The organism is Streptomyces sp. SP18BB07 (genome assembly GCF_036322545.1).
In the GTDB taxonomy this organism is placed as follows: Bacteria; Actinomycetota; Actinomycetes; order Streptomycetales; family Streptomycetaceae; genus Streptomyces; species Streptomyces deccanensis.
The window spans coordinates 156,996-177,501 of record NZ_JAQYWT010000340.1; the positions used below are offsets into that span (position 1 = coordinate 156,996).

Annotated in this window: 18 protein-coding genes, 3 tRNA genes and 1 pseudogene; 10 read left to right on the forward strand and 12 right to left on the reverse strand. The window is 70.4% G+C overall.

From position 1 onward, the window contains the following. Positions 1-54 precede the first annotated feature (54 nt). The 5 genes from PUR53_RS28850 (at position 55) to PUR53_RS28870 (ending at position 3,196) form a co-directional block, all read left to right on the forward strand. Positions 55-139, forward strand: a tRNA-Ser gene (locus PUR53_RS28850). A gap of 147 nt (positions 140-286) precedes the next feature. Beyond that, entirely contained in the window at positions 287-463 is a 177-nt protein-coding gene (locus PUR53_RS28855; RefSeq protein ID WP_033526709.1) for a hypothetical protein, read from the forward strand. A gap of 35 nt (positions 464-498) precedes the next feature. Beyond that, positions 499-792 carry a Dabb family protein gene (locus tag PUR53_RS28860; RefSeq protein WP_329910140.1) on the forward strand — a complete coding sequence of 98 codons (294 nt, stop codon included), beginning with the start codon at positions 499-501 and terminating at the stop codon, positions 790-792. Positions 793-955: 163 nt separating this feature from the next. After that, positions 956-1,843 (forward strand): RNA polymerase sigma factor SigF, encoded by an 888-nt coding sequence (locus PUR53_RS28865; protein WP_329910141.1) that lies wholly within the window; start codon positions 956-958, stop codon positions 1,841-1,843. A gap of 432 nt (positions 1,844-2,275) precedes the next feature. Next, positions 2,276-3,196 (forward strand): RNA polymerase sigma factor SigF, encoded by a 921-nt coding sequence (locus PUR53_RS28870; RefSeq protein ID WP_329901932.1) that lies wholly within the window; start codon positions 2,276-2,278, stop codon positions 3,194-3,196. Between the two features lie 309 nt (positions 3,197-3,505). On the opposite strand, the gene PUR53_RS28875 is transcribed toward PUR53_RS28870, so the two are convergent. Beyond that, entirely contained in the window at positions 3,506-3,706 is a 201-nt protein-coding gene (locus PUR53_RS28875; protein ID WP_329901931.1) for a hypothetical protein, read from the reverse strand. A 171-nt stretch (positions 3,707-3,877) separates the two neighbouring features. Between PUR53_RS28875 and PUR53_RS28880 the strand changes: the two genes are divergently transcribed. From PUR53_RS28880 to PUR53_RS28895, 4 genes are all read left to right on the forward strand, one after another. Beyond that, on the forward strand, positions 3,878-4,348 hold the full coding sequence (locus PUR53_RS28880) for a MarR family winged helix-turn-helix transcriptional regulator (RefSeq protein WP_329901930.1): 471 nt from the start codon (positions 3,878-3,880) through the stop codon (positions 4,346-4,348). Positions 4,349-4,423: 75 nt separating this feature from the next. Further along, positions 4,424-6,943, forward strand: coding sequence for an MFS transporter (locus tag PUR53_RS28885; protein ID WP_329910142.1), 2,520 nt, complete (start codon positions 4,424-4,426; stop codon positions 6,941-6,943). An 85-nt stretch (positions 6,944-7,028) separates the two neighbouring features. Further along, positions 7,029-7,892 (forward strand): YceI family protein, encoded by an 864-nt coding sequence (locus PUR53_RS28890; RefSeq protein WP_329910143.1) that lies wholly within the window; start codon positions 7,029-7,031, stop codon positions 7,890-7,892. A gap of 136 nt (positions 7,893-8,028) precedes the next feature. After that, positions 8,029-8,499 carry a PPOX class F420-dependent oxidoreductase gene (locus PUR53_RS28895; RefSeq protein ID WP_239755726.1) on the forward strand — a complete coding sequence of 157 codons (471 nt, stop codon included), beginning with the start codon at positions 8,029-8,031 and terminating at the stop codon, positions 8,497-8,499. A gap of 43 nt (positions 8,500-8,542) precedes the next feature. Here the strand turns inward: PUR53_RS28895 and PUR53_RS28900 are convergent, their stop codons facing one another. From PUR53_RS28900 to PUR53_RS28935, 8 genes are all read right to left on the reverse strand, one after another. After that, the gene (locus PUR53_RS28900) at positions 8,543-9,304 is read right to left on the reverse strand and encodes a TetR/AcrR family transcriptional regulator (RefSeq protein ID WP_329910144.1); all 762 of its coding nucleotides are present in this window, start codon (positions 9,302-9,304) and stop codon (positions 8,543-8,545) included. Positions 9,305-9,534: 230 nt separating this feature from the next. Beyond that, a complete protein-coding gene (locus tag PUR53_RS28905; RefSeq protein ID WP_329910145.1) occupies positions 9,535-11,043 on the reverse strand; it encodes an MFS transporter in 1,509 nt (502 codons plus the stop codon). 170 nt (positions 11,044-11,213) lie between these two features. Further along, on the reverse strand, positions 11,214-13,469 hold the full coding sequence (locus PUR53_RS28910; RefSeq protein WP_329910146.1) for an ArnT family glycosyltransferase: 2,256 nt from the start codon (positions 13,467-13,469) through the stop codon (positions 11,214-11,216). Beyond that, positions 13,466-14,980 (reverse strand): bifunctional glycosyltransferase family 2/GtrA family protein, encoded by a 1,515-nt coding sequence (locus tag PUR53_RS28915; RefSeq protein WP_329901923.1) that lies wholly within the window; start codon positions 14,978-14,980, stop codon positions 13,466-13,468. Before PUR53_RS28915 ends, PUR53_RS28910 begins: the two co-directional genes overlap by 4 nt. A 26-nt stretch (positions 14,981-15,006) precedes the next feature. Then, complete coding sequence (locus PUR53_RS28920; RefSeq protein ID WP_329910147.1) at positions 15,007-16,737, reverse strand: sensor histidine kinase; 1,731 nt, start codon at positions 16,735-16,737, stop codon at positions 15,007-15,009. Then, positions 16,734-17,474: a response regulator transcription factor gene (locus PUR53_RS28925; protein ID WP_193241596.1), complete on the reverse strand. Its 741-nt coding sequence runs from the start codon at positions 17,472-17,474 to the stop codon at positions 16,734-16,736. The genes PUR53_RS28920 and PUR53_RS28925 overlap by 4 nt, the downstream gene beginning before the upstream one ends. A gap of 359 nt (positions 17,475-17,833) precedes the next feature. Beyond that, positions 17,834-18,724: a DUF2797 domain-containing protein gene (locus tag PUR53_RS28930; protein WP_329910148.1), complete on the reverse strand. Its 891-nt coding sequence runs from the start codon at positions 18,722-18,724 to the stop codon at positions 17,834-17,836. A 141-nt stretch (positions 18,725-18,865) separates the two neighbouring features. Further along, positions 18,866-19,087 (reverse strand): hypothetical protein, encoded by a 222-nt coding sequence (locus PUR53_RS28935; protein WP_033526723.1) that lies wholly within the window; start codon positions 19,085-19,087, stop codon positions 18,866-18,868. Positions 19,088-19,187: 100 nt separating this feature from the next. On the opposite strand from PUR53_RS28935, the pseudogene PUR53_RS48315 reads away from it, so the two are divergent. Then, positions 19,188-19,259 (forward strand): annotated as a pseudogene (locus PUR53_RS48315) (tetratricopeptide repeat protein); the annotation flags it as partial. Between the two features lie 62 nt (positions 19,260-19,321). Here PUR53_RS48315 and PUR53_RS28940 read toward each other — a convergent pair. The 3 genes from PUR53_RS28940 to PUR53_RS28950 all read right to left on the reverse strand — a co-directional run bounded on the left by PUR53_RS28940 (position 19,322) and on the right by PUR53_RS28950 (position 20,489). Continuing rightward, the gene (locus PUR53_RS28940) at positions 19,322-19,957 is read right to left on the reverse strand and encodes a signal protein (protein WP_329901920.1); all 636 of its coding nucleotides are present in this window, start codon (positions 19,955-19,957) and stop codon (positions 19,322-19,324) included. A gap of 167 nt (positions 19,958-20,124) precedes the next feature. Beyond that, positions 20,125-20,197: transfer RNA gene (locus PUR53_RS28945), tRNA-Arg, on the reverse strand. Positions 20,198-20,398: 201 nt separating this feature from the next. Continuing rightward, a tRNA-Ser gene (locus PUR53_RS28950) sits at positions 20,399-20,489 on the reverse strand. Positions 20,490-20,506 lie beyond the last annotated feature (17 nt).

The window sequence follows — 20,506 nt, forward strand, 5'->3', positions numbered from 1 at the left end:
CCCCGCCCGATACCGATTTCAAACGACGCCCCACCTTGCTGTAAGGTCTCCCTCGGTAGCGTGTCCGAGCGGCCGAAGGAGCTCGCCTCGAAAGCGAGTGTGGCGCAAGTCACCGAGGGTTCAAATCCCTCCGCTACCGCTGGAGAAGGGCCCCGTCGTCAGACGGGGCCCTTCCTGCGTCTCCCGGCTCCGGTGCCTCTCCTGCGAACGCATGATCGGGTTACACTCGCCGCCGACAAAGAGGGACCCATGGGGCCCACAGGGCACAGAGGCGGGGGAGGCCGCGGTGGCGGTGCAGGGGAAGAAGATCGCGCTGTACGTGCTCGTGGTCTTCGTGCTCTACGTGATCATCACGGACCCGGCCAAGGCCGCCGACTACGTCCAGATAGGCTTCGAGGGCGTCTCGAACGCCGCCCAGTCCATCGGCGACTTCTTCACCTGGATCGCCGACGGGGCTGAGTAGGGACCCGCACCTCGTCCGACCTACCCGGAGCGCCCATGATCCGCCACCTGGTCCTCTTCAAGCTCAACGAGGGCGTCGAGCGCGACGACCCGCAGGTCGTGAAGGGTGTGGACGCGTTCCGCGCGCTCGACGGCACGATCGGCGAGATCCGCTCCTGGGAGCTGGGGTGGAACCTCAGCGACCGTCCCATCGCCTACGACTTCGCGATCAACTCCGCGTTCGACGACATCGAGGCGCTGCGGACGTACGTCGAGCACCCGGACCACCAGGCAGGCGTGGCGCTGTGGCACGAGTTCGCCACGTGGATCATCGCCGACTACGAGTTCTGAGCCGTACGCCGCCTCCCTCTCCGCCCCGCACTCGAGCCGTGCGGGGCTTTTTGCACCCGATTGCCCTCCCCGCCGTCAACTCTCGCTCAACACGGCGCTATGCGGTGCTTGATCACAGTGCACATGTCTTGTGATGCTATGACCGCTTTTGACGGTTGAGTTGATGGATGAAGAGGTGGCGTTGACCGTGTCGGCCAGTACTGCGCCTCCCCAGGAAGACGTCCCGGCTCCCGACCCCTCGTCGGCCCAGGTCACCGCCCAGGCCACCGCCCCCGTCCCGGAGAAACGTCGCGGCGCCGACACCCGGGCCCTCACCCAGGTGCTGTTCGGCGAGCTGAAGCATCTGTCGCCGGGCACTCCGGAGCACAACCGCGTGCGCGGGGCGCTCATCGAGGCGAACCTCCCGCTCGTGCGCTACGCGGCCGCCCGCTTCCGCTCCCGCAACGAGCCCATGGAGGACGTGGTCCAGGTCGGCACCATCGGACTGATCAACGCCATCGACCGGTTCGACCCGGACCGTGGCGTCCAGTTCCCCACCTTCGCCATGCCGACCGTCGTCGGGGAGATCAAGCGGTACTTCCGCGACAACGTCCGCACGGTCCATGTCCCGCGCCGGCTGCACGAGTTGTGGGTCCAGGTGAACAGCGCGACCGAGGATCTCACCACCGCCTTCGGCCGCACCCCCTCCACCGCCGAGATCGCCGAGCGGCTGCGCATCACCGAGGAGGAGGTCCTGTCCTGCATCAAGGCGGGCCGCTCGTACCACGCGACCTCCCTGGAGGCCGCCCAGGAGGGCGACGGACTGCCGGGGCTGCTCGACCGGCTCGGCTACGAGGACCCCGAACTCGACGGCGTCGAACACCGCGACCTCGTACGGCACCTCCTCGTCCAACTCCCCGAACGCGAACAGCGGATCCTGCTGCTCCGCTACTACAGCAATCTCACGCAGTCGCAGATCAGCGCGGAGCTGGGGGTCTCCCAGATGCATGTGTCGCGGCTGCTGGCCCGGAGCTTCGCGCGGTTGCGGTCGGCCAACCGGATCGAGGCGTAGGCGCTCCGCCCGAAGCACCGCCCCCGAGGGGGCAAGGTGGGTGACCCTCGGTAACGGGAACCCCCCGCGCAGGCGCGGATGGACCATGGGGCACACGGGGCGCACGAAGGCAGGCGGGGCGCACAGAATCGGCCATCGGTACGCGTGCGCAGGCCATGGGCGTGACCGAATGCGCTGTCGAGATGTCACCGGTGAGAGCGAATCCCTCATTGACGCTCCATTAGATGGATCTCCTCTGAAATCCCATCAGAACGACTGATTCCAGGGCCTATTCACCCTCTCCATGTCGACATGTCACTACATCGCGTTGCCGACGTGTGACATTCTTCCCCCAGCGCGTTTGCCGTGGCCTCGCCGCCGGTATTCAGGTGGAGGCTGCGTTCCTTACGACGGAGCGTCCGCCGCGACCGTCCGCGACCCAAAGGGGGTGGCATGTCCGCAGACCAGGGCAGCTCGAAGGTGCTCACGCTCGACAAGAGCGAGACCGCGCCCGACGCTATCCAGGCCCCTCAGGACCTTCAGGCGCTTGAGGACCTTCCCGGTCCCCAGGCTCCGCCGGCGTCTGAGTTCCCGGCCTCGTCGGCCTCGGCGAACATCGACACCCGCACCCTGTCCCGCTCCCTGTTCCTGCGGCTCGCCGCGTTGGACGAGAACAGCCCCGAGCGCGCCTACGTCCGGGACACCCTGATCGAGCTCAACCTCCCGCTGGTGCGTTACGCCGCCGCCCGTTTCCGGTCGCGCAACGAGCCGATGGAGGACATCGTCCAGGTCGGAACGATCGGCCTGATCAAGGCGATCGACCGCTTCGACTGCGAACGGGGCGTGGAGTTCCCGACGTTCGCAATGCCGACGGTCGTGGGCGAGATCAAGCGGTTCTTCCGCGACACGTCATGGTCGGTCCGAGTGCCGAGGCGGCTGCAGGAGCTGCGGCTGGCGCTCACCAAGGCCAGTGACGAGCTGTCGCAGAAGCTCGACCGTTCGCCGACGGTCACCGAACTCGCCGCGGTGCTGGGCGTGTCGGAGGAGGACGTGGTCGACGGCCTCGCCGTCGGCAACGCGTACACGGCGTCCTCGCTCGACTCCCCGGCCCCCGAGGACGACGGCGGCGAGGGCTCCCTCGCGGACCGCCTCGGCTACGAGGACACCGCGCTCGAGGGCGTGGAGTACCGGGAGTCCCTGAAGCCGCTGTTGGCGAAGCTGCCGCCGCGCGAGCGCCGGATCATCATGCTCCGCTTCTTCGCGAACATGACGCAGTCGCAGATCGGCGAAGAGGTCGGCATCTCCCAGATGCACGTCTCCCGCCTCCTCACGCGGACGCTGGCGCAGCTGCGGGAGGGCCTGATCTCCGACTGAGGCCATCGGCCTCGCATTGACACGTACCACCGCCGGGTTGCCGAGTTCGGGCAGCCCGGCGGTGGTACGTGGGCGGTTTCGGGTGGGGGTGCGTGCGGGTGCGTGGGTGGAAGTGCGGGTGCGTGGGGCTTCTCGCGCAGTTCCCCGCGCCCCTAAAAGACCAGGCCCCTGCGGGCCTGAAGAGCACGGGGCGCAGCCCCTGCTTTTCAGGGGCGCGGGGAACTGCGCGAGAAGCCCCGCGCACCCGCAGCCGCCAATCCGCAGGACCCGGCAGTCGAGCAGGCGCCGCTCAGAAGCAACCCCCCGCGATCACGCCAGCGCGAGCCACACCACCGCGGCCACAACCGCCACCGCCGCGATCACACCGACGATCACACCGACCCGCGGCCCGGAGGACCCCGTCGGGGCGGCCTGTCGGCCCCCCGCCGGCGTCTCGTCGACGAAGGCGCGGAACATCTGCGTGCTGCCCGCGGGGTCGTAGTTGCCCTGGGGGTTCTGGTTGTCGGCCATGGCCCGAGACCTTAGCGAATCCGGCAGGACGCGCCCAAGCGGGGTGGTCGGCCCCGGACACGCCGAACGTTCTCCTTTGCCAAGACTTGGGCTGTATCCCCCCGATTTCATTTGCCTGTAGCAACCATCCAGACCTATGGTTGCCCTAAGCAACAAACACGGAGGGACTCCATGGCCGGGCAAGCGCACTACGAGGAGCTGGCCCGTCAGCTCAGTGCCGTCGGGGCCGTCAACCGGGAGATCGCGCGGATGCTCCCGTACGAGTGCCCCGGCGGATCGGCGGGAGTCCTGACGCTGCTCGGCCGGCACGGCGAGATGCGGATGAGCAAGCTCGCCGAGCTGCTCTCCGTCGACATGTCGGTGACCAGCCGACACGTCGCGCACGTCGCCGAGCGGGGCTGGATCGAACGCCTCCCCGACCCGGCGGACAAACGCTCACGCATCCTGCGCCTGACCCCCGAGGGCCGGGCCGTGGTCACCGAGCTGTACCGGCGCACCAGCCGGCTGATGGCCGCCCGGCTGAGCGACTGGTCCGACGACGAGGTCGGACAACTGGCCCGGCTCCTGGGCCGATTGCGGGAGAGCTTCGACACCCCCGCGCCGCCCCGGACGCCCACGCCGCCGACGCGTACGTCCGTGTAGCGGCCGCCAGGGGCCACCGACGGCCCACCACCACAACCCGTACACCCGCAAAGACCCGTAGGAAAAGGAAGCCCCATGGCAACGACCACACCAGCCGGTGTGCGGGCTCACGCCAAGCACGGTGGAGGACCCGCCAAGGGTGCCCCCCACAGCGGTGGCGACCACGCCCCGATGACGCACCGGCAGATCATGGAAGCGCTGACCGGGCTGCTGCTCGGCATGTTCGTGGCGATCCTGTCGTCGACGATCGTGTCGAACGCGCTGCCGGACATCATCAAGGACCTGGGCGGCGGGCAGAGCGCGTACACCTGGGTGGTGACCGCGTCGCTGCTGGCGATGACCGCGTCCACCCCGCTGTGGGGCAAGCTCGCCGACCTGTTCTCCAAGAAGCTGCTGATCCAGCTCGCCCTCGTGATCTTCGTGCTCGGGTCGGCCGCCGCCGGACTCTCCCAGAACGCCGGGATGCTGATCGGGTTCCGCGCGGTCCAGGGCGTCGGCATGGGCGGGCTCTCCGCGCTGGCCCAGATCTGCCTCGCGGCGATGATCTCCCCGCGCGAACGCGGCCGGTACAACGGCTACCTCGGCGCCACCTTCGCGACCGCCATGGTCGGCGGCCCGCTGGTCGGCGGCGTCATCACCGACACCAGCTGGCTGGGCTGGCGCTGGTGCTTCTACGTCGGCGTGCCCTTCGCGGTCATCGCCCTGGTCGTGCTCCAGCGGACGCTGCACCTGCCGGTCGTCAAGCGCAAGGTCAAGGTCGACTGGGCCGGCGCGTTCCTCATCACCGCCGCCGTCTGCCTGCTGCTGGTCTGGGTGACCTTCGCCGGTGACAAGTACGACTGGGTGTCGTGGCAGACGTACGCGATGGTCGGCGGCACGGTCGCGCTGCTCGCGGTGTTCCTGCTGGTCGAGTCCAGGGCGAGCGAGCCGATCATGCCGCTGCGCCTGTTCCGCAACCGGACGATCGCACTGGCCTCGCTGGCCTCGCTCTTCGTCGGTGTCGCGATGTTCGCGGGCACCATCTTCTTCAGCCAGTACTTCCAGCTGGCGCGCGACAAGTCGCCGACCATGTCCGGCGTCATGACGATCCCGATGATCGCCGGTCTCTTCGTCTCGTCGACCGTCTCCGGGCAGGTCATCACCCGCACCGGCCGCTGGAAGGCCTGGCTGCTCGCCGGTGGGGTGCTGGTCACCTCGGGCCTCGGACTGCTGGGCACCCTTCGCTACGACACCGAGTACTGGCACGTGGCGATCTTCATGGCGCTGCTCGGGCTGGGCGTCGGCATGATGATGCAGAACCTGGTGCTGTGCACGCAGAACCAGGTCGCCCCCGGCGACCTCGGCGCCGCCAGCTCGGTCGTCACCTTCTTCCGCTCCCTCGGCGGCGCGATCGGCGTCTCGGCGCTGGGCGCGGTGCTGAGCCACCGGATCACCCACTACGCCGAGGAGGGCCTCGCCAAGCTCGGGGTCTCCGGCTCCTCCATGGGCCACGGGGAGATCCCGGACCTGGACGCGCTGCCCGCACCGATCCGCACGGTCATCGAGAGCTCCTACGGCCACGGCATCGGAGACGTCTTCCTCTACGCCGCCCCCTTCGCCGTCCTCGCGCTCGTCTTCTCCTTCTTCATCAAGGAGGTCCCGCTGCGGACCACCGGGGCGCTCGCCCAGGCCGCGGAGACCAAGGCCACGGAGGCCGAAGCGAGGGAGTCGCAAGCCACGGACACCGACATGGAGGCGGCGGTGCCGGACGCGTCGCACGCGCCGGTCACGGCATCGGTCGCTCCGGTCGCGGCATCGGTGGCCGCCGCTCCCGACGAGGCCCGGGCTCCCGGCGGTGGCATTCCCGTACGGGGTCAGGTGCGCGGCGCCGAGGGCGTGCCCGTGCCGCGGGCCGCCGTCACCCTGATCTCGCTCGGCGGGCGGCAGCTCGGCCGTTCGGTCGCGGGCCCCGACGGGGCCTACGCGGTGGACGCGCCCGCCGCCGGGTCGTACGTCCTGATCGCGGCCGCCGACGGGTTCCAGCCGCAGGCCTCCACGGTCGTCGTGCACGACGAGCCGGTCGCGTACGACATCCTGCTCAGCGGGACGAGCGGGCTGAGCGGTGTGGTGCGGACCGCCGGGGCCGGGCAGGGCGTGCAGGACGCCATGGTCGTGGTGACCGATGTGCGCGGCGATGTACTGGCCAGTGGACTCACCGGTGAGCAGGGCGAGTTCGGCTTCGGGGAGCTGGTGCCGGGCGCGGTGACCGTCGCGGTGAACGCCGCCGGGTTCCGTCCGCGCGCCCTGCCCGTCGAGGTCGGCGGCACCGGGGTCACCCGGATCGAGATCGACCTGGAGGCGGGGGCCCGGCTCCAGGGAGTCGTACGGGCGCCGGGCGGGGCGCTGGCCGACGCCCGCGTGACCCTCGTCGACGCGGCGGGCAACGTGGTCGGCACGGCCACCACCGGCGCGGACGGGGCGTACGCCTTCGCCGACCTGGACGCCGGCGAGTACACGGTCATCGCGACCGGCTACCCGCCCGTGGCCACGGCCCTGACGGTCAGCGGCCCCGGCGTCGACGGCCACGACATCGAACTCGCGCACCCCGGCGAGTAGTTCGCGCGGACGACTGGTTGAACCACCGGCCGGTGGAGCCTCCCCCCGCTCCACCGGCCGGTCGCACGCTGAGGAGTTGACGGACATGGGACCCACGGGACGAGCAGGACGAGCAGGACAGGCCGGGCTGACCGCGCGGGTCCGCACCCGGGACGGCTGGGCCGTGTCGCACGCGGTCGTCACGGTGACCGACATGGCCGGTACGCAGGTGCTGCGGGCCGAGGCGGACGCCGAAGGGGGCGTGCACGACCCCACGCCGCTCGCGCCGGGCGCGTACACGGTGATCGTCACAGCGGTCGGCTACACGCCGGTGGCCTCCAGCGCCCTGGTGACGGCGAGCAGGCGGGCGGAGATCGGCACGGTCACCCTGGCCCGGCTCGGCGGTACGGAACTGCCCCCGCCCGGGCTCTGGACCGTCGACCCCGCGCACTCCTCCGTCGCCGCCGTGGCCCAGCACCTGGGGATCTCCAGCGTCCACGGCCGCTTCACCGACTTCTCGGCGTCCGTCGAGATCGCCCCGACCCCCGACGAGGGGACCAAGTCCCGGGTGGAGGCGGCGATCCGGGCCGCCTCGATCGACACGGGCAACGCGACCCGGGACCAGCACCTGCGCTCCCCGGACTTCCTCGACGTCGAACGGCACCCCGAGATCACCTACGTCTCGACCGGCCTCACGCCCGTCGGCCCGGACCGCTGGACCGTCCACGGCGAGCTGGGCATGCGTGGGGTCGTACGGCCGGTCGACCTGGACCTGGCATATCTGGGCACCGGCGCGGATCCGTGGGGCGGCACCCGCGCCGCCTTCCGGGCCACCGCCGAACTCCGCCGCGAGGACTTCGCCATGAACTACAACCAGGTGGTGCAGGCGGGCATCGCGGCGATCGGAACGACGCTGAGGGTCGAGCTGGACGTGCAGGCTGTGCAGGGTGTGCGGGGGCGGGGCGCGTAGCGCTCCCGCAAGGGGCGCGGGGCTGTACCCGATATGCGGCTCCGCCGCGTGGGCGCGAACAACCACGACGCACCCGCAGTCGCCGAACCGCGGAACCCCCCGAGCCATGAGGCGCCCCCGGCCCTACGCTGAGCGCATGGCACGGAACATCGCGACCAACACGTCGGTCTCCCTCGAAGAACTGCTCGACTTCGTACGCCCCCGGCACCGGGCGCTCCTGCTCACCCGGCGGTCCGACGGCGGCCCCCAGGCCTCCCCGCTGACCTGCGGTGTCGACGACTCGGGCCGGATCGTCGTCTCCACGTACCCCGAGCGGGCCAAGACCCGCAACGCCAAGCGGGACGAGCGCGTGAGCGTCGTCGTGCTGAGCGACGACTGGGACGGCCCCTGGGTCCAGATCGACGGCACGGCCGAGGTCATCGACTCGCCGGACTCGGTCGAGCCCCTGGTGGAGTACTTCCGCAACATCTCGGGCGAGCACCCGGACTGGGACGAGTACCGCGCGGCGATGATCAAGCAGGGCAAGTCGATCATCCGGATCACACCGGTGAAGTGGGGACCGGTGGCCACGGGCGGCTTCCCGGCGCGGCTGGTGGAGGAGGGCTAGGTCGCCGGGGCTGAGGGGCCGGGGCTGAGGGGCCGCAGGGGGTTCAGCCCCTCGTCGCCATCACCTCGATGCCGGCGACGAGGGTGTCCAGGGCGTAGGCGAAGTCGCGTTCGCGCATCTCTTCGACGGTCTCGCCGCCGCGGGCCTCCATGAGGTCGGCGGAGTGCTGGATGACCTCGTGGGGTGCGGGGGAGCCGGCCACCGCGCTCATGGCGTTGCGGAAGTACTCCTCCTGGGTCATCCCGGCCGCGGCGGAGCGCTGCGCGAAGTGCCCCTCGATGGTGCCGAAGCCGTACACGAACTGGGAGACCGCCGCGATGGCGCCGGCCTGGCCGCGCGCGGGCAGCCCGGTGCGGCGGATCACGCGCTGCACGGCGAGCGAGAAGTCCAGCGCGTGCGGGCCGATGTTGAGGAAGGTGCCCGCGAGGGGCGACACCCAGGGGTGGCGGACCAGGACCGCCCGGTACTCCCCGGCCAGCGTGCGCAGTTGGTCCCGCCAGTCCTCGTCGGAGTCGGGCGGGGGCAGCCGCATCTCGTCGAACGCCTGGTCGAGGGCGAGTTCCAGCAGGTCGTCCTTGGTGTCCACGTACCAGTAGACCGACATCGCCGTCACGTTCAGCTCGGCCGCCAGCCGCCGCATCGAGAACTTGGCCAGCCCCTCGGCGTCCAGCAGCCGCACGGCCGCCACGGTGATCCGCTCCCGGTCCAGCCCCGAGGGTTGCCCACCCCGCCCGACCCGCGCCTTCTCCTCCAGCCAGACACTGGCCCGCGCGGCTCCTCCGGACCGACCGGCTCCCTTCACCATGACCCACCTTCCGAGACACGCTTTCCTCCGCCGGTGACGATGCTAGGCGGGCGAAGCCGCCGGGAAGTGCCGCGAACGGCGCGCACTTGCGACGGCGCTTGGATGCGCGGCAAGGGACACGCGTATCCGACGCCGCTGAACGTGCCGCGCGCAGCGCGAGGTTCAGGCGCGGGGAACTGCGCGAACAACCACGACGCACCCGCAGCCGCCGAACGGCCAGCACCCCCGAGCTATGAGGCGCCCACCAGCTCCCGCCCCCGCTCCCCCTTCTCCGCCCTGCGCAGCAGCCCCGCCGCCACCAACCCCCCGAGCAGCACAGCCACGGCCCCCACCAACAGACTCGTCTCCACCCCGGAGGAGAACGCGGACATCACCTCGGCCCGCTCCCCAGCCGTGTCCGCTCCCGCCAACGCCGCCGGCAACGACGCCGCCGCCACGGGGACCAGCGCCCCGAACCGCGAGGTGAGCACGGCCCCCAACACGGCCACCCCCAACCCCGTTCCGAACTCCGCGAGCGTGCCGTTGATCCCGGCGCCCACCCCCGCCTTGGCCGGCGGAATCGCGCTCATGATCGCGTGCGCCATCGCGGGGTTGGCGACCGCGCAGCCCACCCCGATCAGCACCAGCCCGAGCAGTGTCCCGGCGTAACCGCCGGAGGCCATCGTGGCGATGGCGACCAGCCCGCCCGACATCAGCACCATCCCCAGCGCGATCGACACCGGCATCCCGAGCTTCGCCGTCCACTTCGCCGACAGCCCGGAGAAGTTGAGGACGACCACGACCAGGGCGAGCGGCGCGGTCCGCAGCCCCGCCTCCAACGCGTCGTAGCCGAGCACGAACTGCAGATGCTGGGTGAGGAGGAAGAGCGCGCCCCCCATGCCGAAGGTGATGAGGACGGCCCCGGCGACGGCACCCGTGAAGCGGCGGTCACGGAAGAAGTGCAGGTCGAGCATGGGGTAGGGGATACGGCTCTCCCAGTACGCGAAGGCCGCGAGGACGACCGCGGCGACGGCGGCCGTGACGAGCACCCGGCCCGACGTCCAGCCGTGTTCGGGGCCCGAGATGATCGCGTAGACGAGCGCGGCCATACCGATGGTCGACAGCAGCGCGCCGAGCAGATCCGGCCGGTCGCCCTGCGGATTCTTCGACTCGGGGACCAGCGCGATCACGGCCACCACGCCCAGCGCGGCCACCGGCAGGTTGATCAGGAAGATGGCGCCCCACCAGAAGTGACCGAGCATGAAGCCGCCGAGGAGGGGGCCGGCCGCGAAGCCGAGCGCGTTGACCGCCGCCCAGATACCGATCGCCTTCGGCTGCTCGTCGGGGGTGAAGATCTGCATGGCGACGGCGAGGGTCGTGGTCAGCAGCAGCGCGCCACCGACGCCCATCCCGGCCCGCGCGGCGATCAACTGGCCGGTGGACTGGGCGAGTCCGGCCACCAGCGAGCCGATGCCGAACAGCACCAGGCCCGCGATCAGCATCTTCTTGCGGCCGTAGCGGTCGGCCGCGCTGCCGGCGCTGAGCAGCAGGCCCGACTGCACCAGCGAGTACGCGTTGATCATCCACTGGATGTCCGAGGTGGCCGCCCCCAACTCCTCGGTGAGGGACGGGATCGCCACGTTCAGCACGGTGTTGTCCAGCAGCACCGTGAGCTGCGCGAGACAGATGACACCGAGGATCAGCCAACGCTGCGGATGCCCCTGGGTGGAGGGGGCTGCGGGGACGGCGGGGGTCGACATGCTGTACACCGTAGAACAGTTCCTATACGGCGTACAGCGACTGATGTCGCCAACGTACGACACTGATGTCACCGCCGTACGACACTGATGTCACCGGCGTACGAGAAGGGCGGTGACCCAGGGCTTCGTCCGCACCCTGGGCCACCGCCCCGCTCACGACGCGTCCGGCGCTACTTCGCCTGCGTCAGGTCGTACAACGTCGTGCCGTCGACCGTCACCGACTCGAAGTTCTCCTGGACCCAGGAGCTGATCTGCGAGGAGGTGCCGTCGCTGCCGCCGCCCATGCCGCCGCCGGAGCCGCCGGCGATGAAGTAGTGGATCTTGCCGTCCTCCACGTACTCCTTGAACTCCGCGAGCGTCGGGGACGGGTCGGTGCCGTTGAAGCCACCGATCGCCATGACCGGCTCGCCGGTGGAGAGCTGGTAGCTCGCCGCGTTCTGGGCGCCGATGGCGGCGGCCGCCCAGGTGTGGTCACCCGCGTTCTTCTCCAACAGTGCCTTGGCCTCGTCGCTGACGGAGGTGCCGTTGATCAGGCCGCCCATGCCGCCACCGCCGCCGCCACCCATGCGACCGCCGTCACCGTTCTGGGGCTGGCCGGTGCCCTGGCCCGGCTGCTGGTTCTGCCGGCCCTGGCCCTGCTGCTGATTGCCCTGACCGCCACCGAAGCCGCCGGTCGGGGGCTGCCCTTGCTGGTTGTTCTGCCCCTGCTGGTTGTTCTGGCCCGGCATGCCGCCACCGGGGCCGCCGCCCATACCGCCACCGCCGGGGCCGCCGCCCATCCCCCCGCGGGTCGACGGGCCGGCCGTCACGATCGAACCGGTGTGCCCCTCGTTGAGGGTGGTGAGGGTGTACGCCGTCGGGCCCGCCACCGCCGTGACGAAGCTCAGGCCGACGACCGCCAGGGCCAGTCGCCGCCCCAGCTTGGCCACGAAGACCAGGCCGAGCGCGGCCACCAGACCGCCGACGAGCACGACCCACTTCAGCCAGGGCAGGTAGTCGGAGGAGCGGTTGAGGAGGACGTAGCCCCAGACGGCCGTGGCCGTCATGGCGGCGGCCAGCGTGATCGACGCCCAGAACCTGTCCCGCTGGTCCCGGAGCAGCGCCGCGCCCATACCGATCAGCGGCGCGATGTAGGGGGCGAGGGCCACGGTGTAGTACTCGTGGAAGATGCCCTGCATGAAGCTGAAGACCACCATGGTGATCAGCAGCGAGCCGCCCCAGAGGAGGAAGGCCGCGCGGGTGGTGTCCGTGCGCTTCAGCTTCCGCGTGGCCCAGATCGCGGCGCCCAGCATGATCAGCGCGGCCGGGATCAGCCAGGAGATCTGACCGCCGATGGAGGAGCTGAACATCCGGTCCCAGCCGGTCTCGCCCCAGTTGCCGCCACCGCCGCCTCCGCCACCACCGCCGACGCTGCCGGTCTCCTCGCCGTTCAGACGGCCGAGACCGTTGTAGCCGAAGGTCAGTTCGAGGAAGGAGTTGTTCTGCGAACCGCCGATGTACGGGCGGGAGGACGCGGGCCACAGCTCCACGATCGCGACCCACCAGCCGCCGGAGACGACCATCGCCAGCCCGGCGAGCAGCACCTGCCCGACCCGCTTCTTCACCGAGGCCGGTGCGAGGACGACGTACACGAGCGCGAGGACCGGCAGGATCAGGAACGCCTGCAGCGTCTTGACCAGGAAGGCGAGGCCGATGGCGACACCCGCCCAGACCAGCCATTTCGTCTGCGCCTTCTCCATGGCGCGCAGCGTGCAGTAGACCGCGGCGGCCATCAGCAGCGCGAGCGCCGCGTCCGGGTTGTTGAAGCGGAACATCAGCGCGGCGACGGGCGTGAGCGCGAACACCGCCATGGTGAGGAAGCCGGACGTGGCGTTGAAGCGACGGCGTACGGCCGCCCACAGCACCCCCGCGGTGGCGACGGCCATCAGGACCTGCGGGAACAGGATCGCGAAGGAGTTGAGGCCGAACAGCCGCACCGAGAGTGCCATCGGCCAGAGGGAGGCCGGGGGCTTGTCGACGGTGATGGCGTTGGCGGAGTCCAGCGAGCCGAAGAAGAAGGCCTTCCAGGACTGGCTGCCCGCCTGCACGGCCGCCGAGTAGAAGGAGTTGGCGTACCCGGAGGCCGTGAGGTTCCAGGTGTAGAGGCCGCCGATGAGGAGGAGGGTGAGGAGGAAGCAGGGGCGGATCCAGCGGTGGTCCTCGGGCCGGCCTCGCCACAGGCGCTTCACGAAGGGCTGCCGTGGCTCGCCCGCGCCGGGGGCCGGTTCGCCCGTGCCGGGTGCTGGTTCGCCCGCGCCGAGGGCCGGGGGCTCGGCGGGTGCCCCCGGAACCACCGGTTCCCGCACGGCTGTTCTCGCCGTGTCCTGCTCCTGGCCTGAGCCGGGACCCCCCGGCCGGCTGGTCGTCGTCTCGTACTGCGTGGTCATCGTGCGTTCCTCGAATCCTGATCGTGCGGGCGCACCGGCCGCATCTGCATGGTCGGCTCCCCCCAGGTGCGGTCCGCGGCGTCTCCGGCACGGAACGGGTTCGTGGTGTACGTCGGCTGGAACCGGTCCTGATGGCCGTACGGCCCCGGCTGTCCCGGACGTACCGTCGCGGCGGTCGCGTGGACCGGCGACGAGGTGTGCTGCGGGGTGGGGTGGTGTGCGGCCACGACGGTCGGGCCCCCGGCGGGGGAGCCCTCGACGGGGGAGCCGTCGCGCCGGTCCGGGAAGACCCACGCCCTGAACAGCAGGAACCGCAGCACCGTCGCCGCGAGGTTGGCCGCGACGAGGACCGCCAGTTCCGTGGAGTGCCCGGGGTCGGAGGTCGCCGCGTTCAGGGCGGCGAGCGAGCCGCTGGTGAGGGCCAGTCCGATGCCGAACACCACCAGGCCCTGCGCCTGGTGCTTGACGACACCGCTGCGGCCACGGACGCCGAAGGTCAGGCGCCGGTTGGCGGCCGTGTTGGCGATCGCCGAGACCAGCAGGGCGAGCGCGTTGGCGATCTGCGCCCCGGAGAAGGCCCGGAAGCCGCTGTAGAGGAGCAGGTAGAAGAGGGTGGAGAGGCCGCCCACGACGCAGAACCCGAGGAGCTGGCGGGCGAGGCCGCGCGGGACGTCCTGGATCTCACGGTCCCGGGGGTCGTCCCCGAACGGCCGTGCGAGCCGATCGAGCGCCAGGGACCCGGTGGCCAACGCCTTTCCGACCCGCCACACACCCTTGAGATCGTCGGTGGCGGTCTTCACGATGTGGACGGTCGAGTCCGGGTCGTCGACCCAGTCCACCGGCACCTCGTGGATCCTGAGCCCGGCCCGCTCCGCGAGCACCAGCATCTCGGTGTCGAAGAACCACCCGGTGTCCTCGACCAGCGGCAGCAGCACCTGGGCGACGTCCCGGCGTATCGCCTTGAACCCGCACTGCGCGTCGGAGAACCGGGCCTGCAGCGAGCCGCGCAGGATCAGGTTGTACGCGCGGCTGATGAACTCCCGCTTGGGGCCGCGCACCACCCGCGAGGAGCGGGCGAGCCGGGAGCCGATCGCGAGGTCCGAGTGACCGGAGATCAGCGGGGCGACGAGCGGGAGCAGGGCGTTGAGGTCCGTCGACAGGTCCACGTCCATGTAGGCGAGGACCGGCGCGTCGGACGCGGACCATACGGTCCTGAGGGCCCGCCCCCGCCCCTTCTGCTCCAGCCGGAAGGACGTCACCTCGGGAAGCTCGGCCGCCAGCCGCACGGCCACCTGCGGGGTGGTGTCCGTCGACGCGTTGTCCGCGATCGTGATGCGGAAGGCGTACGGGAAGGTGCGCGCAAGGTGCTCGTGCAGTCTGAGCACGCACGGCTGGAGGTCCTTCTCCTCGTTGTAGACGGGGATCACTACGTCCAGGACAGGCGTACCGGCGTTTCCGGCCGGGAGGTGCTCCCGCGCCGGCAGGGTGCCGGGAGAAGAGTCGGTTCGCATGACAACCACATTCGCGAGCCGCTCTGTTATGCCCGTGTGCTCACACTGTGGTGCGGCTGTGAGTCCGATCGCCGGCCTGTCGCGCCGGTCACCAGGCCGTTCCCGTCGAACGCGCCGGCGTACGCGCCCTCGTGCTCGCGGTCGTACCGGGGGTCGTACTGCGCGTCGTACTGGGCATCGTCGAGCTCCCAGTTCGCGGCGTCGTCGAGCGGCGGTACGTCCCGGCCGAGGGCCGGCAGATGCACGGTGAACACGGTCCTGCCGGGCACGCTGTCGACGGTGACGGCACCGCCGTGCGCGTCGGCGACGGCCTGCACGATGGCGAGCCCGAGTCCGGTCGAGCCGGAGGCCCGGGACCGCGACGAGTCCCCTCGGGCGAACCGCTCGAACACATGCGGCAGCAACTCCTCCGGGATGCCCTGTCCGTCGTCCTCGACGTCGACGCACATCCACGGCCCACGCCGCTGCACACGGGCGGTGACGGTGGTCCCGGGTGGCGTGTGGGTCCGCGCGTTGGCGAGCAGGTTGACGAGCACCTGCTGCAGCCGCGCCGCGTCCGCCGACACGAGGGCGGGCATGTCCGGCAGGTCGAGCCGCCAGCTGTGGCTCCGCCCGGCGACGCGCGCGTCGCTGACGGTGTCCACGACGAGGGGGATGAGGTCGGTCTGCTCGAACTGCAACGGCCGTCCCGCGTCGAGCCGCGCGAGCAGCAGCAGGTCCTCGACGAGCATGGTCATCCGCCCGGACTCGGACTCGATCCGCCCGAGCGCGTGCCGGGTGTCGGGCCCGATCTCCTCGCGGCCACGCCGGGTCAGTTCGGCGTAGCCACGGATGGACGCGAGCGGCGTCCGCAGCTCATGACTGGCGTCGGCCACGAACTGCCGTACGCGCGTCTCGCTCTCCTGCCGCGAGTGCAGGGCGCCGTGGATGTGGTCGAGCATACGGTTGAGCGCGGCGCCAACCTGGCCGACCTCGGTGTGCGGATCGGTCTCGGACGCCGGCACCCGCTCGTTGAGGGTCACCTCACCGGTGTGCAGCGGCAGTTCGGAGACCCGGGTCGCGGTAGCCGCGACCTTGCGCAGGGGCCGCAGAGCGACACCGACGAGCACGGACCCGGCAATCCCGGCAGCGATGAGCCCGGCACCGGTGACGCTGAGTTCGACGGCGATGAGGGTGCTGAGGGTGCTGGTGACGGATTCGGTGGGGAGGGCGACGTAGAAGTCACCCTTGCTGCCCTCGACATAGGTGACCCGGTATTCGCCGAGGCCGGGGATGTCCACGGTGGAGATACCGGTCTTCGACACCGAGCCGAGGGCCGCCTCCTGCTCGGCGCTCAGCGCGTCGGTGGTCATGCCCTCGAAGCCGTCGCTGTCCGACGTCTTCGCCTTGGCGACCACCGCGTTGCTGACCCCGCCGTCCGTCCCCACCTGGGCGACGACGGTGTACTCCTCGGTGCCGCCCCTGGTGACGAACCCGAAGGCGTCGTCCGGCGGGATGTTGTCGCCACCGCCGCCCCCGGGGAACTTCCCGTCCGGCGGACCGGCGGCCCGCTTGGCCACCTCTTTCACCTGGGTGTTCAACTGCTCGTTGAGATGCTCGCTCAACGCAACCGCGGTCACCGTCCCGATGACCGCGCACACCACCGCGATCAACGCCACCGCGGAGACGACGAGCCGCGTACGCAGCGTGCGCGGCTGTCCTCGCCTCAGCCCCGGCCGCGGCTGCCTCTGCGTACACGTCCGCCGCCGCCCGCTCATGACGACGCGGGCTTGATCAGATAACCGGCCCCACGCCGGGTGTGGATCATCGGCTCCCGCCCGGCGTCGATCTTGCGCCGCAGGTACGAGATATAGAGCTCGACCACATTGGCCTGGCCGCCGAAGTCGTACGACCACACACGGTCGAGGATCTGCGCCTTGCTGAGCACGCGCCGAGGATTCCGCATCAGGAACCGCAGCAGTTCGAACTCGGTGGCGGTGAGATGGATGTTCGCCCCGCCGCGCGACACCTCGTGGCTGTCCTCGTCGAGCATGAGGTCACCGACGACGAGCACGGAGTCGGAGCGGCGGTCGGCGGCACCGGAGCGGCGGATCAGCCCGCGCAGTCTCGCCACGACCTCTTCGAGGCTGAACGGCTTGGTCACGTAGTCGTCGCCGCCGGCGGTGAGCCCGGCGATCCGGTCCTCGACCGCGTCCTTCGCGGTCAGGAAGAGCACGGGCACGTCCGGCAGCTCACGCCGCAGCCGACCGAGGACGGTCAGCCCGTCCATGTCGGGCAGCATCATGTCGAGGACGACGGCGTCGGGCCGGAAGTCCCGGGCGGTCTGGATGGCGCCCGTGCCGTCCCCGGCACTCCGGATCTGCCATCCCTCATAGCGCAGGGCCATGGACAGCAGTTCGGTGATCGACAGCTCGTCGTCCACCACAAGCACTCGGACGGGGCTCCCGTCCGGCCTCAGCAGTTCGGTGCGCCCCTGGGGCGAGGTCGTGGTCATGCTGGACACCTTGTCGGGGCCCCCTGAGAACACCCTTTCCGGAACCTGTGATTTTTCTGAGAAACGCACAGGCACCTCTCAGGGAACCCCTGGGAAGATCCCCGACTTCTCGGACACCACCCCCGCCGACCAGCACGTTTCTGTCCGCTCCCACGGCGTTCCCCAGGCCGCCTCACCGGGGGCCCACAGCCTCGCCACCACAGGACCGGACCTCGGGACCACCCGCCCTGACCCCACCTTTATGCAAGCGCCGTCATGATGCGCCCGCTCCCCCAAAGATCGCGGCCGCCCTGCCCTGCCTGCCCTGCCTGCCTGCCTGCCGGGCGGGGCGGGCGGGCGGGCGAGGCTGCCCCCGACTCTCAGAACAACCCCTCCTGCACGCTCCCGTCCCCCCGCCCCCTCAACTCCCGTACGGGCAGGGTGAGGACGTCACGAGGCCCGTCACCGGCGGGTGCGGTCAGCTCCCACCCGGTCATGAGCCGTGTGTCGAGGACGACGACTCCCCCTCCGGTGGCCAGATGCAGATCGGGTCCGGCGACGGCGAGGATCTCCCCTCCCACGGCCCCGTCCGCGACCAACTCGGTCACCGCACCGTCGGCGGCCGGCAACCCGTCGAGCCCGAACACCCCGAAGTGGTCGACGGCTCGGAAGGGAAGGCGCTCCAACGACTCGGGCCACCCCGCGAGTGCCTGGGCCCGCCCGTGCAGCTCGGCCAGTTCCCCGACGCGGTCCTCGACCGCCGCCGGCAGGTCGGCCCGCACGACCCGCTTCTCGGCGTACGGGATCCGATCAGGCACCCCGAGTGCGGCCCGCAGCATCTCCTCCGAGCGGCGCGCGGCCATCAACGGCCCCCGCCCGAGCCAGCCGAAGCAGACGGCGCCCTGCTCCAACAGCCGCGCCGGTCCCCGCTCGACGGCGGTGATCCCCACCTTCACCATGCCGGGCCCGAACCACGCGAGGTACACGTGATACGGCCGCGGGTCGTCGGCGATCGTGTCGGCGGCCACGGAGTGCGCCCGGTCGAGCCGCGCACACTCCTCGCACCGGGCCCCCGTACTCCGCCCGGGCACCTCCGCCCGCACCGGACACGAGTTCCCGCGAGCGCCGACGCACGTCCGCGCGTCACCCACGACCCGGAAAGCCACGACCTTCCCCCGCGGCAGCGGACTCCCCCGTCCACCCGCCCACCTCAACGACGGGGCCCCGTCCTCGCCCCAGCGCAGCCCCGTACATCTCCACACACGTGCCATCCCTCACGACATTAGAGGGCAGCACTGACAACGCGTCCGCCCAGCGACCGGGATACGGACGTCGGGGACGCGACGGGGCGGGGCATGCGGGAGCGGCAGGGCTCGCCCCTCCGGAGCGAAACCCAACGGCCCTGCGTCGTCCTACAGCTTGCTCATCTTGCTGTACGGGCTGAGGATCCGCTGCCGCGCCGAACCAAAATCGACGAGCGCCGCGATCCCGTCCTCGATGCCGATCACCCGGCCGAGACCGTACATGTCATGTGTGACCTGGTCGCCCACCGCGAAGTGCTTGGGCGGCGGGGCGACCGGGGCCTTGAAGGGGCTGGTGGGCAGATAGCGCTTCGGTGCACCTGGCTTTGTCATTGCGACCAGTATGCGCCACCGTGCAAGCCCCCGGAGTGGCTCGATCACTTGATCTTCGCCACCACACCACACGACAAAGCCCCCTGCCGGACGTGTCCAGGACGCCCTCGATCTCGGCGAGCGGGTTCTGGCAGACCGGGAGCGTGTTCTGGGCGAGGATCACCCCGCGTGATAAGAGACGGCGAGGTTGTGGCGGGCGGACCCCGAACTCGGGGTCCCCTGCACGTCGTTCGCCTAGGCAGCATCCACGGTCAGGGAGTAATCCACACCAACGGTGAAGTCCTGGGCCTGACCACGAATTGTCAGTGTGTGCTTCCCGGGCTTCAGCGGGGGCAACTGGGCCCAGAGGCCGCACCCTGTGGCCGTGAGGCGCTCGTCCGTGCCTGTGACGGGGTTGAAGGCAACGCCCTGCACAGAGATCGGCTCTCCGCGGTTCGTCTCCGATTCGACCTTCTTGCCGTCCAGGACTGCGGACCCCTTGGCCTTGCTCATGAAGATTGCGCAGTCCGCCGGCTCACCCATCAGGTTCACCAGGGGAAATGCGACAGGGACCCCTTCGGGGACGTGGCAAGTGCGCTCGGCCTGAGTGCCGAAGGTACCCGCCAGGAACCACACGTCCTGCGGCTGGTTGCGCTCACAATCGCTCCCATCCTCGTCAGCGACCGGATTGGTGCCTTCGGGTTCCGACAGCGCCCACGTCCACCATCGGCTCTGCAGATCCTCAGGAGAGAGACCGTCTTGCGCCGACGACGGCGCACCTGAAGCCCGAGCGGGCGAGTCCCCTGCTCCCTCGGTTGCGCTGCGCCCGCACCCCACCAGCGCCGCCAGGACCATGGTCATGAGCACCACTCTGCCGGTCTTGACCTTCATAAGTTCCCCTCCCCTACTGCGCACGTGCGCGACCCCCAGTCGCATACGGATTGCGCGGACCCTGTCCGCAAGCCGGCCGACCCCTTGGGCCACCGTTGCTGTACTTCGCTGCTGTACGCCCCCGAAACGCAAGAGGCCCCGGATCTCTCCGGGGCCTCTCACCTGTGTGCACTCGGCAGGATTCGAACCTGCAACCTTCTGATCCGTAGTCAGATGCTCTATCCGTTAAGCTACGAGTGCTTGTTCTGTTTTCTCGTCGGTCCCGGTCCTTTCGGCCCGCTCGCGGCGACAGGAAGAACATTACATGACTGCCGTCGCCATGTGAAATCCGTTTGCTGTACCCCTTGTGACCTGGGAAAACGCCTCACAGAGGCGGTCATGGGGCGGGGGCGGGGAACGACGAAACCCCGGTCGCGTGGACCGGGGTTTCGTGATCAAGCGCGGAGGCGGAGGGATTTGAACCCTCGATGGGATTGAAGTCCCAAACCGCATTAGCAGTGCGGCGCCATAGACCGGACTAGGCGACGCCTCCAGCACAACCGCCCGCGC

Bases quoted from the DNA above. Each gene is read 5' to 3' on its own strand.
- PUR53_RS28860 (WP_329910140.1), top strand. From the start codon at position 499: ATGATCCGCCACCTGGTCCTCTTCAAGCTCAACGAGGGCGTCGAGCGC.
- PUR53_RS28865 (WP_329910141.1), top strand. From the start codon at position 956: ATGGATGAAGAGGTGGCGTTGACCGTGTCGGCCAGTACTGCGCCTCCC.
- PUR53_RS28870 (WP_329901932.1), top strand. From the start codon at position 2,276: ATGTCCGCAGACCAGGGCAGCTCGAAGGTGCTCACGCTCGACAAGAGC.
- PUR53_RS28875 (WP_329901931.1), bottom strand. From the start codon at position 3,706: ATGGCCGACAACCAGAACCCCCAGGGCAACTACGACCCCGCGGGCAGC.
- PUR53_RS28880 (WP_329901930.1), top strand. From the start codon at position 3,878: ATGGCCGGGCAAGCGCACTACGAGGAGCTGGCCCGTCAGCTCAGTGCC.
- PUR53_RS28885 (WP_329910142.1), top strand. From the start codon at position 4,424: ATGGCAACGACCACACCAGCCGGTGTGCGGGCTCACGCCAAGCACGGT.
- PUR53_RS28890 (WP_329910143.1), top strand. From the start codon at position 7,029: ATGGGACCCACGGGACGAGCAGGACGAGCAGGACAGGCCGGGCTGACC.
- PUR53_RS28895 (WP_239755726.1), top strand. From the start codon at position 8,029: ATGGCACGGAACATCGCGACCAACACGTCGGTCTCCCTCGAAGAACTG.
- PUR53_RS28900 (WP_329910144.1), bottom strand. From the start codon at position 9,304: ATGGTGAAGGGAGCCGGTCGGTCCGGAGGAGCCGCGCGGGCCAGTGTC.
- PUR53_RS28905 (WP_329910145.1), bottom strand. From the start codon at position 11,043: ATGTCGACCCCCGCCGTCCCCGCAGCCCCCTCCACCCAGGGGCATCCG.
- PUR53_RS28910 (WP_329910146.1), bottom strand. From the start codon at position 13,469: ATGACCACGCAGTACGAGACGACGACCAGCCGGCCGGGGGGTCCCGGC.
- PUR53_RS28915 (WP_329901923.1), bottom strand. From the start codon at position 14,980: ATGCGAACCGACTCTTCTCCCGGCACCCTGCCGGCGCGGGAGCACCTC.
- PUR53_RS28920 (WP_329910147.1), bottom strand. From the start codon at position 16,737: ATGAGCGGGCGGCGGCGGACGTGTACGCAGAGGCAGCCGCGGCCGGGG.
- PUR53_RS28925 (WP_193241596.1), bottom strand. From the start codon at position 17,474: ATGACCACGACCTCGCCCCAGGGGCGCACCGAACTGCTGAGGCCGGAC.
- PUR53_RS28930 (WP_329910148.1), bottom strand. From the start codon at position 18,724: ATGGCACGTGTGTGGAGATGTACGGGGCTGCGCTGGGGCGAGGACGGG.
- PUR53_RS28935 (WP_033526723.1), bottom strand. From the start codon at position 19,087: ATGACAAAGCCAGGTGCACCGAAGCGCTATCTGCCCACCAGCCCCTTC.
- PUR53_RS28940 (WP_329901920.1), bottom strand. From the start codon at position 19,957: ATGAAGGTCAAGACCGGCAGAGTGGTGCTCATGACCATGGTCCTGGCG.